9 protein-coding genes and 2 pseudogenes are annotated in these 14,491 nt (G+C 72.6%); 6 read left to right on the top strand and 5 right to left on the bottom strand.

Features of this window, described 5'->3' with window-relative positions:
* Positions 1–7 precede the first annotated feature (7 nt).
* Positions 8–706, top strand: a complete 699-nt coding sequence (locus E6W39_RS00255; RefSeq protein ID WP_181798993.1) for an LmbU family transcriptional regulator — start codon at positions 8–10, stop codon at positions 704–706.
* On the opposite strand, the gene E6W39_RS00250 is transcribed toward E6W39_RS00255, so the two are convergent.
* From E6W39_RS00250 to E6W39_RS00230, 5 genes are all read right to left on the bottom strand, one after another.
* The gene (locus E6W39_RS00250; RefSeq protein ID WP_228717853.1) at positions 700–2,469 is read right to left on the bottom strand and encodes an AMP-binding protein; all 1,770 of its coding nucleotides are present in this window, start codon (positions 2,467–2,469) and stop codon (positions 700–702) included. The genes E6W39_RS00255 and E6W39_RS00250 overlap by 7 nt on opposite strands.
* A gap of 17 nt (positions 2,470–2,486) precedes the next feature.
* Positions 2,487–3,890 carry a class I adenylate-forming enzyme family protein gene (locus E6W39_RS00245; RefSeq protein ID WP_141631688.1) on the bottom strand — a complete coding sequence of 468 codons (1,404 nt, stop codon included), beginning with the start codon at positions 3,888–3,890 and terminating at the stop codon, positions 2,487–2,489.
* Positions 3,887–4,150 (bottom strand): acyl carrier protein, encoded by a 264-nt coding sequence (locus tag E6W39_RS00240; RefSeq protein ID WP_141631687.1) that lies wholly within the window; start codon positions 4,148–4,150, stop codon positions 3,887–3,889. The genes E6W39_RS00245 and E6W39_RS00240 overlap by 4 nt, the downstream gene beginning before the upstream one ends.
* A 129-nt stretch (positions 4,151–4,279) precedes the next feature.
* On the bottom strand, positions 4,280–5,602 hold the full coding sequence (locus tag E6W39_RS00235) for a condensation domain-containing protein (protein ID WP_141631686.1): 1,323 nt from the start codon (positions 5,600–5,602) through the stop codon (positions 4,280–4,282).
* The gene (locus E6W39_RS00230; protein WP_141631685.1) at positions 5,590–7,869 is read right to left on the bottom strand and encodes a peptidase domain-containing ABC transporter; all 2,280 of its coding nucleotides are present in this window, start codon (positions 7,867–7,869) and stop codon (positions 5,590–5,592) included. Before E6W39_RS00230 ends, E6W39_RS00235 begins: the two co-directional genes overlap by 13 nt.
* Before the next feature lie 877 nt (positions 7,870–8,746).
* Here E6W39_RS00230 and E6W39_RS00225 point away from each other — a divergent pair.
* The 5 genes and pseudogenes from E6W39_RS00225 to E6W39_RS42525 form a co-directional block, all read left to right on the top strand.
* Positions 8,747–9,466: a JmjC domain-containing protein gene (locus E6W39_RS00225; RefSeq protein WP_141631684.1), complete on the top strand. Its 720-nt coding sequence runs from the start codon at positions 8,747–8,749 to the stop codon at positions 9,464–9,466.
* A complete protein-coding gene (locus E6W39_RS00220; RefSeq protein WP_141631683.1) occupies positions 9,436–9,744 on the top strand; it encodes a hypothetical protein in 309 nt (102 codons plus the stop codon). Before E6W39_RS00225 ends, E6W39_RS00220 begins: the two co-directional genes overlap by 31 nt.
* Positions 9,745–9,974: 230 nt before the next feature.
* Positions 9,975–11,612, top strand: a pseudogene (locus E6W39_RS42530) (condensation domain-containing protein); the annotation flags it as partial.
* Positions 11,495–13,732, top strand: coding sequence for an amino acid adenylation domain-containing protein (locus E6W39_RS00210; RefSeq protein ID WP_323808961.1), 2,238 nt, complete (start codon positions 11,495–11,497; stop codon positions 13,730–13,732). The pseudogene E6W39_RS42530 and the gene E6W39_RS00210, both read left to right, overlap by 118 nt.
* Positions 13,690–14,442, top strand: a pseudogene (locus tag E6W39_RS42525) (condensation domain-containing protein); the annotation flags it as partial. The gene E6W39_RS00210 and the pseudogene E6W39_RS42525, both read left to right, overlap by 43 nt.
* Between the last annotated feature and the right edge of the window lie 49 nt (positions 14,443–14,491).

Here is a 14,491-nt window from a genome sequence, read left to right as displayed (position 1 = left end):
GTATTACATGCCCGAGTCCCGTAGTTCGATCCTGGGCGGACCGGAGCGGCGTGCTGTTCCGGCGGCCGGGCGGCCGGGCACGCCAGGTCAGCCGACCGGGGGCCCGGCGGTCGGTGCGAGGGTAGGGGTGGGCGGCGGCCCGGTGCAGGCGCTGAGCACGTCGCTGCGGATGCCACGGGGGCTGCCGCTGGCGGCCTGGCTGCGGGTCGGCAAGCAGCTGGGGGCGATCGGCAACTCCTCAGCGTGGTGGGCCGGCGACTGGCTGGTGTACGGCGCGAGCACCTATCCCGGGCGGTACCGCACGGCGATCAGCGGGACCATGCTCGACTACCAGACGTTGCGGAACTACGCGTGGGTCGCCCGGAAGTTCGAGGTGGCCCGGCGGCGTGAGGCGCTGAGCTTCCAGCACCACCAGGAGGTGGCAGCGCTGCCACCGGCCGAGCAGGACCGTTGGCTGGACCGGGCACTGGAGCACCGGTGGTCCAAGGCCGAGCTGCGGCGCCGGCTGCGCGGCCAGCTGGTGCCGCCGCCGCAGCCGTGCGCGCTGCTGCGGCCGCAACTGCGGTTCGAGCTCGCCGCGGAGCAGTGGACCAGTTGGCAGCAGGCAGCGCAGTGCGAGGACGGCGATGTGGTGCGGTGGCTGATGAGATTGGCCGACCAGGCAGTGTCAGTGGCGCGGGGAGGGGAGCGGCCGCCGGCTCAATGAGGCGCCGCAGGCGAACGGGGTGGCAGAGTGCCGAGCCGCAGCCGGCGAGCGGTCTCTGCCACCCGGATCTTGCCGCTGGTGGTCATCGGCAGGGTGCCCGGGGCGAGGAAGTGTACATCGCTGACGTAGAGGTCGAGGGTGCGGGCGAGTTCACGTTTTACCCGCAGCGCGAGCTCGGCACTGGGCGCCTCGGCGGGGTCCGCCAACTCCGCCACCAGAACCACCCGTTCGGTGCCGGACCGGTCGGCGTCCGGTGCACCGGCCAGCGCGGCGCACCGGCCCGGGCGCAGTTCCGGGATCGCGGCGCAGGCTGTCCGGACGTCCGCCGCGTGGTAGTTCCGGCCGCGGTGAACCAGGGTGTCGTCGCAGCGTCCGAGGACGAACAGCTGTTCCTGGTGACGGAAGCCGAGGTCACCGGTGGCGTGCCAGGCGGACGGGCGGGCGCCGTCGGCGGGCCAGTATCCGGTGAACAACTGCGGTCCGCACAGCAGGATCTCGCCCACCTGGCCGTCCGGCAGGTAGCGGTCGCCGGGTCGGTCGGCGTACTGGCGGGTGGGTCGGTCGGTGTTCCGGTCGGTGCGCTCGTCGTCGGGTGGGTCGGTGAACCGGGCCCGGATAGCCACGCGGGTGCCGGGCAGCGGCGTCCCCGAGGAGAGCAGCCGGATGGTCGGTGCCGTGGTGCCGTCGTCGACCGGGAGCACGCGGCCGTGGTGCAGCTCGTCCCGGTCGACGGCCAGCCGGAGGGCCGGCCGCCGTGGTGTCGCGGCGGTGACGGTCAGGGTCGCCTCCGCCATGCCGTACGAGGGGCAGAAGGCGCTCGCCCGGAACCCGGCTGCGGCGAACCGGTCGGTGAAGCGGTCCGCGGTGCCGGGGTGGACCACCTCGCCGGCGTTGCGCGCCACTCGCCATGAGCTGAGGTCGAAGTCGGCGGCCGCTGCGGGGGAGATCCGGCGCACGCAGTGCTCGTAGGCGAAGTTCGGCGCGCTGGACAGCGTCCCGCGCAACGCGCTGACGGCCGACAGCCAGCTCGCGGGCGAGCGGGCGAACTCCCGGGGTGACAGCAGGACCGACTCGTAGCCGGTGAACAGCGGCCGGAACAGGCCGGTGATCAGGCCCATGTCGTGGTGGAGCGGCACCCAGGTGACCGCCGTGTCCGCGGGGGTCTCCGCGTAGACCGCCGCCGCCTGGTGGCAACTGGCGTGCAGCGCTCGGTGGCTGACGGCCACGCCTTTGGGCTGGCCGGTGGAGCCGGAGGTGTACTGGAGGAAGGCGATGTCGTCCGGTGCGGCGACCGGTGGTGGCGAGGACGGTCGCCGGGGCGGGGCGCCGTCGGCTCGGCCGAGCTGCTCCCAGCTGAGCAGCGCGGGCGGCTCGGGCAGGCGGCGCAGGATCCGGTGGAGCTGATCGATCCAATCTTCAAGGGTGATTGCCAGCGCGGGTGCACAGTCGGCCGCGATGCCGGTGATGCGCTCGCGGAGAGCCTCCTGCCGGGCGAGGTCGGGAGTCGGCGCGGGGACCGCGACGAGGCCGGCGCGCAGTGCGCCGAGCAGGGCCGTGCTGAACTCCAGCCCGTTGGGCAGTACCAGTAGCACTCTTGCGCCAGCGGTGATGTGACGTCCAGTCAGAACTCTTGCGAACCGGTCCACTGCAGCGGACAGCTCGGCAAAGGTCAACCGGGCCTGTATCTCACCGTCCTGATGGACGGTCACTGCGGGTCCGGTGGGCCGGTGGCACGCGTGCACCGTCGGCCACAGGTGTGCCATAAGGCCGGCGCCGCTCATCAACTGCCCTGTGCGGCGCGTTGCCCGGCCAGCCCGGCCCGGTGGATCTTGCCGCTCGGGGTCCGTGGCAGGGAGCCCGGCGGTGCGACGGTGAGCCGCGGTGGGAGCAGGCCGAGGCGGCGGGCGGTCGCGGCGACCTCCGCGCTGAGTCCGGCGGTGTCGGAGCGGCTGCTCTCGACGAAGCAGTGCTGATCGGCGCCGCCCAGGACGGCGACGTCGAAGACGCCGTTCAACAGGCGGATCCCGTGCTCAAGCAGCGGCTCCCCCAGCGGGTCGCGCTGCCCGGTGCGGCCCACGACGAAGAGGTAGCCGTCGGGGTCCAGGAATCCGATGTCGCCGGTGTCCAGCAGGTCGGGTTCGCCCGCGGCGCGATCCGCACCGCGCAGCCGGGCGTGCACCGAGCCGAGCTCGCCGGCCGGCACCGGCCGGCCCGCGGCGAGGATCTCGATCCCGATCCCCGCCAACGGGCGGCCAACCGAGCCTGGATGCGCCAGCCACTGCGGGACGGTGATCTCCGTCAGCGTGCCCCGGGAGGTGCCGTAGTACTCGTGCAGCACTGGACCGAGCAGTTCGATCGCGGCGCGCTTGACCGCGGGCGGGCAGGCGGCTCCGCCGTGGAACAGGACGCGCAGCCGCCGGGCGGGTGCCCGCCCGGCGCCGACCAGGTCGAGCAGCCGGTCGGGGCTGAGCATCGCACTGTCCGCTCGGTGTCGGTCGACGAGCTCGGCGAAGGCGCAGGGCGACCAACTGCGCTGGACGACGACCGCGCTGCCGGCCTGCAGCGCATAGAGCGCGGGGCCCAGCGTGCCCAGGTGGTAGCTGGGGTTGGCCATCAGGTGCGGGCCCAGGTCGCGGCCCGCGCCGTATCGCTCGGCCACCGCAACGCCCCTGTAGGGACGAGGTGGGCGGGGGCGTGGTACGCCCTGGGGCTCGCCGGTCGTTCCGGAGGTGGTGAAGGCCAGGTAGCCGGCCCGCGCTGCCGGGGTCGGCGGCCGCACCGCCGCACCGGCGGCGGTCAGCTCGGTGGCGGTCAGCACGGGACAGGGCGGCATGGGCGTGGCCCACCGGGCGGGCTGATCGTCCATCACATGTAGGACCACCGTCATGCTCCGCAGTACCGCGTGGCCCGTCGCGGAGGCGAGCAAGGCGCGGCCGACCGGTAGCAGGCCGTAGCCGTGGCGCAGGGCGGCGAGCGCCAGCGCGAAGAAGAGCGGCCCGGTGGGGATGTCGGTGGACACCGTCGCGCCGGCCGGTACCCGGTGCGCTTGCAGGCCTGCGGCGAATGCGTCCGCAGTGCGGACCAGTTCGCGGTAGCTGCAGCGTTCCTCGTCGGCGATGACGGCGGTGCGCTCGGGTTGTTCGGCGGCCGTCGCCCACGGGTCCCAGAGGTACGGTTGGCTCATCGGGCAGCCTCCGGTGCTGTCGAGGCAGGCGTCAGGGCGGCCGCCAGGGCCGTGAAGTCCGCTTGCTCGACGATGAGTTCCGTGTCGACCTCGATGCCGGTCAGTCGCTCGGCGACAGTGGCGAGCTCGACCGCGGCGATCGAGTCGCCGCCCAGCTCGAAGAAGCTGTCGTGCGCGGCAACCGGTCGGCCGAACACCTGGGCGGCGGCGTCCAGCAGCAGGGCGAGGAGGTGGCCGGGTGCTGGGCTGGGGATGCTCATCAGGGTCCTTTCGTGGATACCCCGGCTTCAGCCGGGGCGGCGGCGGGGGCGGCCCCCGCCGCCGCGGACGAGGTGTGAGGGCTCCCGCGATGGGGTGGCCCGCGGCCGGAGGCCGGGCAGCGGTGGCTGTTAGGGCCGGTCCGTCATGAGGTCGTTGCCCAGCTGGTCGGCGATGGCTTGCGCCAGCAGACGGCCGACCCGGGGGCCGTCGAACGTGAGGTCGATGAGGAGGCGGTCCCGGAACTCGGTGCAGCGCAGGTGCAGGGCGGCGGAGCCGGTGAAGGCGATCCGGCGCAGCGGGTAGGCGTCCGCGGTGATCCGCAGCGCCCGCTGCTCACGGGTCACCGGGTACTCCCCGTCGAAGCGGCGCAGGCTGACGAAGATGTCGCGGGCCAGCGACGCGCCGCCGCCCGCGGCCAGCTCCGCGGCCAGCCCGTGGAGTTCCGCGGCGGTCAACTGCTGGTACCGCAGTGCCTCCAGCAGTCGGGCCCGCACCTCGGCTAGCACGGCGGGCAGCGCGGCGGCCGGATCGCGCACGGCCACGGGGCAGGTGCCGGCCAGCATCCCGACGAGGTCCCGATCGCGGAAGCCTCGCGAGTCCATCGTGGTCCACAGGGCGACCCGGCGCAGTCCGGCCTGCCCGGCCACTGCCCGGACGAAGGCGGCGATGACCCACTGCGACACGCTGCAGCGCGCTTCGGCGCAGCGCTCCCGCAGGGCCGGCCAGGCACGTGCGGGAAGCTCGATCCGGAGCGTTCCACCTTCGGTCGGCGCCGCGGAGGCCGGCTGCCGCCAGGGATGGCGGGCGGCGAACTCCAGGCGCTTGCGCCAGCTCGCCCGGGCCCGGGCCAGGTGCTCCGGCCCGAAGCCGGTGCGCTGGCGGGCCACGGCGGCGGCAAAGGACGGGGCGGTGTCCGGCACCGGATCGCCCTGGACCAGCGCCTGGTAGTCCCGCCACAGTTCACTGGCGAACAGGTGGTGCGCGCGCCCGTCGAACACCAGGTTCTGGAAGGTGGCCAACAGCGCATGGTGGTCCGGCTCGTAGCGCAGCAACCGCACGCGGAACGGCCGGTCGCCGTCACCGGCCCAGGGGGCGGTGAAGTCCCGGGAGAGCAGGGCGGAGGCGTAGCGCGAGAACTGCTCGGCCGAGCGCGCGGTGACGCTCTCGCGCAGCATGACCGGCTCCCCGGCTCCCAACGGGCGCAGGTACTGCCCGGTGGTTCCGGTGCCATCAGGCCCCGGCAGCGGTTGCAGCTGGAGCGCGTCATGTCGGGCGGTGAAGCGTCGGACGACCTCGTCGAGGGCCTCCGGGACCAGCGGGCCGAGGATCCGGAAGGAGATCCGGACGTTCTTGTGGGCGCCGGTGCCACCCCGGGTGTTCGCCTGGTACCAGTCCTGCTCGTAACCGAGCGGGAGCCGCTCGGCGGTGAGCGGAGTGCTCAGGTCAGACACAGGAACTCCCCTCCGCGGGCGAGCAGTTCACCTGGCGTTCCGGCCTCGACGATCCGGCCGTCGCGGATCACCACGACGTGGTCGGCGCGCTCCAGTACCGTCAGCCGGTGTGCGATCGCCACCACCGTGATGCCCGACCCGAGCAGCCCGCCGAGGATCTCCTCCTCCAGCGCGGGGTCCAGCGCGCTGGTGGCCTCGTCGAGCACCAGCAGCCGCGGTTTCCTGGCCAGGGCCCGGGCCAGCACCACACGCTGCCGCTGCCCGCCGGAGAGGCCGTGCCCGCCCGGTCCGACCAGGGTGTCGTAGCCGAGCGGCAGTGCCGCGATGTCCTCGTGGATCCGGGCCAGCCGGACCGCTTCCTTGAGGTCGGCGGGGCTGACGTCGTCGCCGCCGAAGGCGATGTTCTCCCTGATCGAACCGCCGAAGAGGTGGGCGTTCTGGTTGACGTAGCCGATCTCCCGGCGGTACGCGGGGCGATCCAGTTCGGTCAGGTCGATTCCGTCCGCCCGGATGGTGCCGGAGGTCGGCAGGTGGAGCCCCGCCAGCAGCATGCCCAGGGTGGACTTCCCGGAGCCGGAGCGGCCGATGATCGCCACGAAGCTGCCCGGGGCGATGTCCAGGTCGACGCCGGAGAGCGACGGGGCGGGGGCACCGCGGTAGCGGAACGACACGGCCTCGGCGGTGAGGCGGCCCGGTCCGGCCGCGGGCAGCGGCAGGCCGCCCGGCTCGGCCGGGCTGCGCAGCAGGTCGTCGAGCCGGGCCAGCGCCGGCCGGATCGCGGCCAGCTGGGCGGCGGCGGTGAACATGCCCTCCAGCGGTGCGAAGAGCGCGATCGTCAGCGCCATGAAGCCCAGGGTGTCACCCAGCGAGCCGTGGCCTGCAAGCACCCGCCAGGCACCGGCCAGCAGGACTGCGACCGGTGCGGTGAACTGGATCGCCCGGCTGACCGAGGTGGTGAGCGCGGCGTTCCGCCGGGCGGTCAGCCGCTTGTTGACCTCGCGCACCAGCGTGTGCGACCAGCGTTCCGCGGCGGCCGCCTCCAGGCCCGCGGCCTTGAGCGTGGTCATGCTCTCCAGGAGCTCCACCAGCTGGTCCTGGGTCTTGGTCTGACGCTCCAGCACCTCATGGCTCAACTCGGCCTGTCGGCGCCAGGCGAACGACAGCACCAGGACCTGAAGCAGGATCAACAGCACCACCAGCGCGGCGAGCGCCGGATCGGCGACGACGATGGCCGCCAGGTAGACCGCGATCAGCGCGCTGTCGAAGATCGCCGAGACGGCGGTGAGGCTCAGCACCTGGTTTAGCACACTGCTGGTCCGCACTCGCATGGCAAGGTCGCCGGCGTTGTGCACGGTGAAGAAGTCGTAGGGCAGTGAGGCCAGGTGCGTCATCACCCCCCAGGTCAGCTCCTTTTCGACGCTGGCCTGACGTCGGGTCACCAGGAAGGAGCGGATCACCTGGAGGAGCAGGAAGAGCAGGCAAAGCACGCCCAGGCCAGTGATGACCGGCCAGAGCAGTCCGGTCCGCCGGTTCGGCAGCACTTGGCCGACCAGGTAGCTGACGGTGAGCGGCAGCACGAACTCGAAGGCGGTCAGAGCCGCCGAGGCGGCGGCTAGCCGGCGCAGCTCGCGGCCGCGTGGGACCAGCCGCAGCAACTGCCGCCAGGGGCTCGCGGCCTGGGCCGGGCGCCCTTGGCGGCCCCCGCCCGCACCGGCCAGCGGTCGGTCGAACTCCAGCGCCACACCGGTGAAGGCCTCGGCGACCGAGGACCGGCTCAGCCGTCGGCGGCCGGCGGCCGGGTCGACGATGTCCACGTGGTGCTCGGTCGCCGATTCCAGCACCACGAAGTGGTTGAAGTTCCAGAAGAGGATGGTGCCGGGCGGCAGGTGCGTCAGCCCGTCGAGATCGGTGCGCACGCCGCGGCCGTTGAGGCCGAAGCTGCGGCCGAGTTCGAGCAGGGTGCGCGCCGATGCTCCGTTGCGTCCGGCGTCCGCGCGGGCCCGCACGGCGTCGAGATCGGCCTCGATGCCGTGGTGACGCAGCGTCATGACTAGGCTGGCCGGGCCGCAGTCGCTGACCTGGGTCTGGTAGCAGACCGGGATGCGCGGGCCGCTACGGCTGCGCAGCCGGGCCGCCGCGGAGCGCAGTCGCTCGCGCGCGTCGCGCGGGCGGTGGGCCGAGGGGGCATGGCCAAGCACCGGTCCGAGGCCGTCGGCCCGCTGGTGGTGCGCGAGGGCCTCGGCCCGGAAGCGTGGTCCAGTGGTCATCCTGGCTGTCCCTTTCGGCGAATAGCGGCAGTGCCGGGGGGTGTGGTCGGGCCCAACCACACCCCCCTCAGTGCGCCGGCCCCGGGCCGGCCACCCGTCGCGACAAGCCGTCCGGACGGGCGGCCGGGATCAGGCCGTGCGCGGTGGCTGATCCTCGGCGTGTGCCGAAGGTCAGATGCAGGCCTTGTTCGTGGTGACGGCGCCGCCACCGACGATGTCGTCCAGCTCCTCGTCGGTCAGGGCGGCGATGTCAACCTGGATCTCGGTCATTTCTTTCTCCTTTTGGTAGGTAATTCCGGCTGGACACCGGCAGGGTCGCCGATAGCCGGTACCGGAACTCTCACGGCAGCCGGCATCGATGTCGACCGGCTGCTGAAACCAGCGGAACCGGGCTTCTGCTCGACCTGCCGGCAGGACGGAACTCTAGGCAGCCCGACCGCCAGGAATCAAGGCCCGGTGCGTTGGGTCGGAGCATTCCACGAGATTTCCGGTCGGGCCCGTAGGGGGCGTGCCGGGAGACCGGTCATGCGCTATCCCGGGCGGTTCCGGTGTTCCTGCCGAGGCCCTGGTGTCTCGCCGGCGAGACAGCGTGGCCATGCAGCTGTTGAGCGGATCGAACTGTCATCCTCACAGCTCAGGGTGGTTGCGGTGGCTCGCCGGACGGACTCGGCGAACGCGTTTGGAAGGCGCCGGTATTGGAATCAGACGAAGTGGCGTGGCAGTATCTGTTTCCCTGGCAGGGCGCTTCTTGAAAATGTTCGCGCAACGTCTTCCCAGGCGATTCAAGGACTTGCTTCGGGCGCCGTGGTGACTCGGTGCTGCGGCCTTGATATTCCGGAAATCCTTGACCGAAGTCGGTTCCCGGAGGGGGAGCTTCATGGACAGCACCGAGTTGGATCCCGGTGGCATCGCCGATTTTGTCGGCGATGCCCGATCGTTCACCGCCGAATACTGGCGGAAGCAGCCGGGAGTGTTCCGGTCCACGACGTCCGAATGGTCGCCGCTGACCCTGGCCGCGGTGGACGAGGCGCTGGAGAGCGGTGCCCTGCAGTCGTGCTATGTCGATCTGACGAAGGCCGGCGGCAGTGCCCCCGCCGATGCCTACAGCAGTTCCCGGACTGTGCACCAGACCGCGTACCCCGGGTTCGTCGACGCGACGAAGGTGCGAACGCTGCTGGACGACGGCTACACCCTGCTGCTGCGCTGTGCCGAGCAGTGGCACGGCCCCACCGCCGCCCTCACCCGCGCGCTCGGCGCCGAACTGGGGCGGCACGTCGAGGCGTTTTTCTTCGTCACCCCGCCCGGGCAGCAGGGGCTGCCGCTGCACCGCGACGACGCCGACGTGCTGGTGCACCAGGTCAGCGGCAGCAAGGAGTGGCATGTCCACGGCGGTCCTGCCGGCGCCGACTGGCGGCCGGGTCCCGTGCAGTCGGACGGCGAACCGCTGCTGACCACCGTGCTGAACGCCGGTGAGGTCCTCTACATCCCCGGGGCTTCGCGCACCGCGCCACCGGGCAGCGCGGCCTGTCCGCCCACCTGTCGCTCACCATCCGGGAGATCGGCACGGTGGAGCTCTTCAAGGCGCTGCAGCGGTTGATCACCAGGGAGTTGAAGTCGCCCGCCCGCCCACTCGACGACGAGGCCCTGACCCGTCAGGCGAAGGAACTGATCAGACATCTGACGGACCGATTGGCCACGTTGGATGCCGCCGAGGTGATCGCCGCCGCGAGGGCGGGCCAGCGATCCCAGCTGTACCGTCCCGGCCGGCTCGGCCTGGTTCCGCTGGCGGAGGAGCTGGCCGGAGCCGAGGAGCCCGTTGACGACACGCTCGCGCCGGCCGTGCCCGGCACACCCGTGTCGGTCCTGCCCCGATAGCCCACCCGGCGCCCGGGCCGCCCCGCCCGGAGCCGGTGCTGAGGGGCCCGCCGCCGCGCCCGGCTCGGGCGCAGGCCCCGGTGTCCGGTCGCACTGCGCCGCAGTGCGCCTGCCACCGCGAAGCAGTACGAGAAGCAGCAAAACAAGAGGAGCCACCCCATGATGGACGTCCTTGCCGGTGACCAGGCGATGCCCGGCCGCGCGCGGCAGACCTCCACCGAGTTCCCCTCTCGGTGGAGCAACGCCTCATGTGGCTCCACGCCGAGGTGAACGGCGACCCGCGCGCCTACACCCTGCAGCTCACCTACGCCCTGGAGGGCAGGGTCGATCCGGACGCGCTGCGCGCCGCCCTGGACGGCGTGGTGCGGCGCCACGAGGCGCTGCGCACGGGCTTCCGGCTGACCGCAGAGGGCCTGGTGCAGGAGATCCGCAAGGTGGCCGACTGTCCGGTCGAACTGGCCACCGCGCCGCCCGGGTTGGATGAGCAGTCCGCCGAGCTGCACACCCGGGAGTGGCTGGCCGCAGCCGCCGCTCGGCCGTTCGAGCTGGACCGGCCGCCGCTGCTGCGGGTGCACCTGCTCCGGCTGGCCCCACAGCGCCACGTCCTGCTGATCCTGGTGCACCACCTGGTCTTCGACGGCTGGTCCGCCGGCCTGCTGCTGGCCGAACTCTCCGCCGACTACCGTGGCCTGACGGTCCGTCGGGAAGAGGCGCAGGCCCCGGCCGCCGGGTCCTTCCGGCGGCACGTGTTGGCCGAGGCCGCCCGGCTGGCCGCCGGCGCGGGGGCCCGCAACCTCGGGTACTGGACCGCGCGGCTCACCCCGCCGCCCGGCCGTCCCCCGCTGGTCCTGGAGCCCGCAGGCACCGGTGCCGAGTTGCTCGCGCCGCCCCCGGCCGAGCCGTTCGCACTCGGCGCAGAGGCGTCGGACGCCGTCCGCCGGCTGGCCGATGAGTTCGGCACCACCGAGTTCGTGGTCACCGCCGCGCTGCTGGCCTGCGCACTGAACCGTCTGCACGGCCCGGGGCCGGTGCACATCGGCTACCCCACCTCGACCCGCGGCCCCGAGGAGGAGGGGACCATCGGCCTCTTCCTCAACACCCTGGTGCTGGTGGTCGACGTCCGCGACGAGATGACCCTGGCGGAGCTGGTCCTGGCCGTCGAGACTGCCCACTACGACGCCCTGGACCACCGCCCGCTGGAGGCCGACCGGGTTGCCGCCGCCGTCCCCGCGGCCCGCGCCGGCGGGGACTCGCTCTACCAGGTCATGCTCGCCTTCCAGAACCTGCCGCCGGCCGTGCTCGACCTGCCGGGTGTGCTGGCCCGGCCACTGGCCGGCCCTGACCGCGCCGCCGAGTTCGACCTCGCGGTCTCGGTCGAGGCCACCGCTCCGGTGCTGGCCGGCTGGGTCGAACGCGACGGTCGTTCCCTCACGAGCGCCGACACCCGCACGCTCCTCGCCGCCCTGGATGCCCTCGCCTGCGGTGCGGTGGTGGTGGGTGGTGGGGGTGTGGTTGGTGGGTTGTCGGTGTTGGGGGTTGGGGATGTGGGGTTGGTTGCGCGGGTGAATGGTTCGGTTGGGGGTTTTGGTTTCAGGGGTTTGGCGGGGGTTGTGGCGGGGTGGGGTGTTGTTGCTGGTGGGTCGGTGGCGGTGTGTGGTGTGGGTGGGGTGTTGTCGTTCGGTGAGTTGGATGTGCGGGCGGGGTTGGTGGCTGCGGGGTTGGTGGCTGCGGGGTTGGGCGGGGGGATGTGGTGGGGGTTGCGGTGGGGCGGGGGGTTGATCTGGTGGTGGCGTTGTTGGGGGTGTGGCGGGCGGGGGCTGCGTTTGTGCCGTTGGATGTGGAGTATCCGGTGGAGCGGTTGCGGTTGATGGTGGGGGATTGTGGTCCGGGGGTGGTGTTGGGGGATGCGGGGGGTTTGTCGTGGTTGGAGGGTTCGGGTGTGCGGGTGTTGTCGGTGGGGGAGGTTGAGGGGTTGGGGGTTGCTGCTGGTGGTGGGGTGTGTGTGGAGGTGGGTCCGGAGGAGTTGGCGTATGTGATGTATACGTCGGGTTCGACGGGGCGGCCGAAGGGCGTGATGGTCCCGCACGGCGCCATCAGCAATGTCGTGCAGGCGTTCCAGGAGCGGATCGGCTGCGCCCCCGGTGACACCCTCCATGCGGTCACCAGCATCTCCTTCGACATCGCCCTGCTGGAGCTGTTCTGGCCGCTGGCCGTCGGCGCGCGGGTGCAGTTGGGTACGCCGAGCGAGGCCGGCGGGCCGGGGAGCGCCGCGGCCCCGCATCGCGTGACCCACTTCCAGTGCACGCCAACCCTGGCGGCCGCGATCGTCGAGGATCCGGCCTGGCGGCTGCTGCTGCGCGGTGTGAAGTACGTCCTGCTCGGCGGCGAGCCCGTGCCCGGGCACCTGGTGCACACCATCCAGCAGGCCTTCGACTGCGAGGTGTTCAACGTCTACGGCCCGACCGAGGCCACCGTCTGGTGCACCGCCCGGCGGATCACCGGCCCGGAGGACGCCGGATTGGTCGGCGGGCTTCTGGCGAATTGTCAGGCGTTTGTGGTGGATGGTGTGGGGCGGTTGGTGCCGCCGGGGGTGCGGGGTGAGTTGTGGGTGGGTGGTGCCGGGTTGGCGTTGGGGTATTGGGGGCGGCCGGATTTGACGGCTGAGCGGTTTGTGTCGGGTGTGGTGGTGGGGGCGGGGCGGTTGTATCGCACGGGTGATGTGGTGTCGTTGGGTGGGGACGGGTTGTTCCGTTTTCATGGGCGGGTGGATGACCAGGTGAAGGTGCGGGGTCATCGGGTGGAGTTGGGTGAGGTGGATGCGGCGTTGGTGGCGCATCCGGGGGTGCGGGCTGGTGCTGCGGTGGTGGTGGGTGGTCGGTTGGTGGGGTGTGTGGTGCCGGTGGCGGGTTGGGGTGGTGGGTTGGTGGGTGGGGTGCGTCGGTTCGTGGCGGGTGTGTTGCCGGGTGGGTCGGTGCCGGGGTCGGTGGTGGTGGTGGAGGGGCTGCCGGTGACGGTGAACGGGAAGACGGATCGGCGGGCGTTGGCGGGGTTGGTGGCGTCGGTGGTGGGTGTGGAGGTGGTGGGGGAGTCGTCGGCGGTGGTCGGTGGGTCGGTGGTGGAGGTGTTGGCGGGGTTGTGGCGTCGGGTGCTGGGGGTGGCGGAGTTGGACTGGTCGGTCGGCTTCCAGCAGCACGGCGGCGACTCGCTCAAGGCCATCCAGGCGGCCGCCCAGGCCCGCACCCGCGGCATAGCGCTGACCGCGGCCACGCTGCTGCGGGCCGACTCGCTGGCCGAGGCGGCCCGGGCCGCGGCCGCCCTCGACCCGGCGGCGACCGGGCTGGTGCGGCCGGACCGTACGTCCAGCGGCCCGCTGCCGCTGCTGCCCATGCAGCACGACTTCTTCGCCCGCCCCCGCCCCGACCACAACTGGGCCAACCTCGCCGGGCTCTTCCGGCCCGACGAGGCCGATCCCGTCGACGAGCACCGGCTCGGTGCGGCGCTGCGGCTGGTCGCCCGGCGCCACGAGGCGCTGCGGCTCGCCTTCACCGCCCCGTCCGGCGGCACCGGCGAGTGGCGCCAGACCCTGGTGCCGGAGCCCCGGGTCGCGGTGGAGAGCCGCGAGCTGGACTGTGCCGGCGCCGATGTGCGGACCGTGATCGAGGCGGAGGCGCGCAGCCAGCAGCGCACGATCGACCTGGTCCGCGGGCCGGTGGCCAAGGTGGTGGTGCTGCGGGTGAGGGGCGAGGCACGGCCGCGGATCCTGGTCATCGCCCACCACCTGGTGATGGATGCCTGGTCCTGGCAGGCCTTTCTGAGCGAACTGGCGTGCACCTATGCAAAACTGACGTCCAGTCCGTCGGTTGACGGCCCGCTGCGGACGACCGGCCGCCGGGCACCCAGTTCGGCGACTGGGCCCGCACCGTCGAGGCGGAGGCCTCGGACCCCGGTGTCGCGGACGAGGTGCGGTACTGGGAATCCCTCAGCCTGAGCCGAGTGGCCCCGGTACCGCGGGACCTGACGGCCGGCCGGAACACCGCCGGCACCGCGCGTACCGTCGAACGGGCGCTGGACGCCGCGGCCACCACCCGACTGCTGGAACCGCACTCCTGGGCCGACGGCGCGACCACCCAGGAACTCCTGCTCACCGCCTTCGCGGCGGCCTACGGCGACTGGAGCGGCGCGCCGACGACGGCGCTGCGGATGCTGCACCACGGGCGCCACGGCCTGGGCACCGGAGGGGACCTGCGGTCCACGCTGGGTTGGCTGTCCATCGACTACCCACTGGTCCTGCCCACCGCGGCGGCACCCGGGCAGACGCTGCTCGCGCGGGTCAGGGACCGACTGGCCGCGACCCCCCGGCACGGCTACGGCTACGGCATCCTGCGGCACCTGGCCGCGGAGCCGCTGCGTCGGCGGATGCGGTCGCTGCCCACCCCCGAGATCAACTTCAACTACCTCGGCCGGGAGGACGTCGCCGTCCCCCGACCAGGGCAGTGGCGGCCCGCCGAGGAGCGGATCACCGACCGGTTCAGCCCGCAGGAGGACCGGGGCAGCGTGCTCCAGCTGCGGATCTTCGTCCGGCGGGGCCGGCTCGTCCTGGAACTCCAGTACAGCGAGAGCCTGCACCGCAGCCGCACCGTCGCGAGCCTCGCCGATGGCTTCGCGCGGCAGCTGACCGCCCTGCTGCCACCCCGCTGACCGACCCCACCTTCACCAACCGCGCTCCACAGCCCTTCCGCCGCCCGTC

Source organism: Kitasatospora acidiphila, assembly GCF_006636205.1.
In the GTDB taxonomy this organism is placed as follows: Bacteria; Actinomycetota; Actinomycetes; order Streptomycetales; family Streptomycetaceae; genus Kitasatospora; species Kitasatospora acidiphila.
This window is presented reverse-complemented; position numbering and strand designations above follow the sequence as displayed.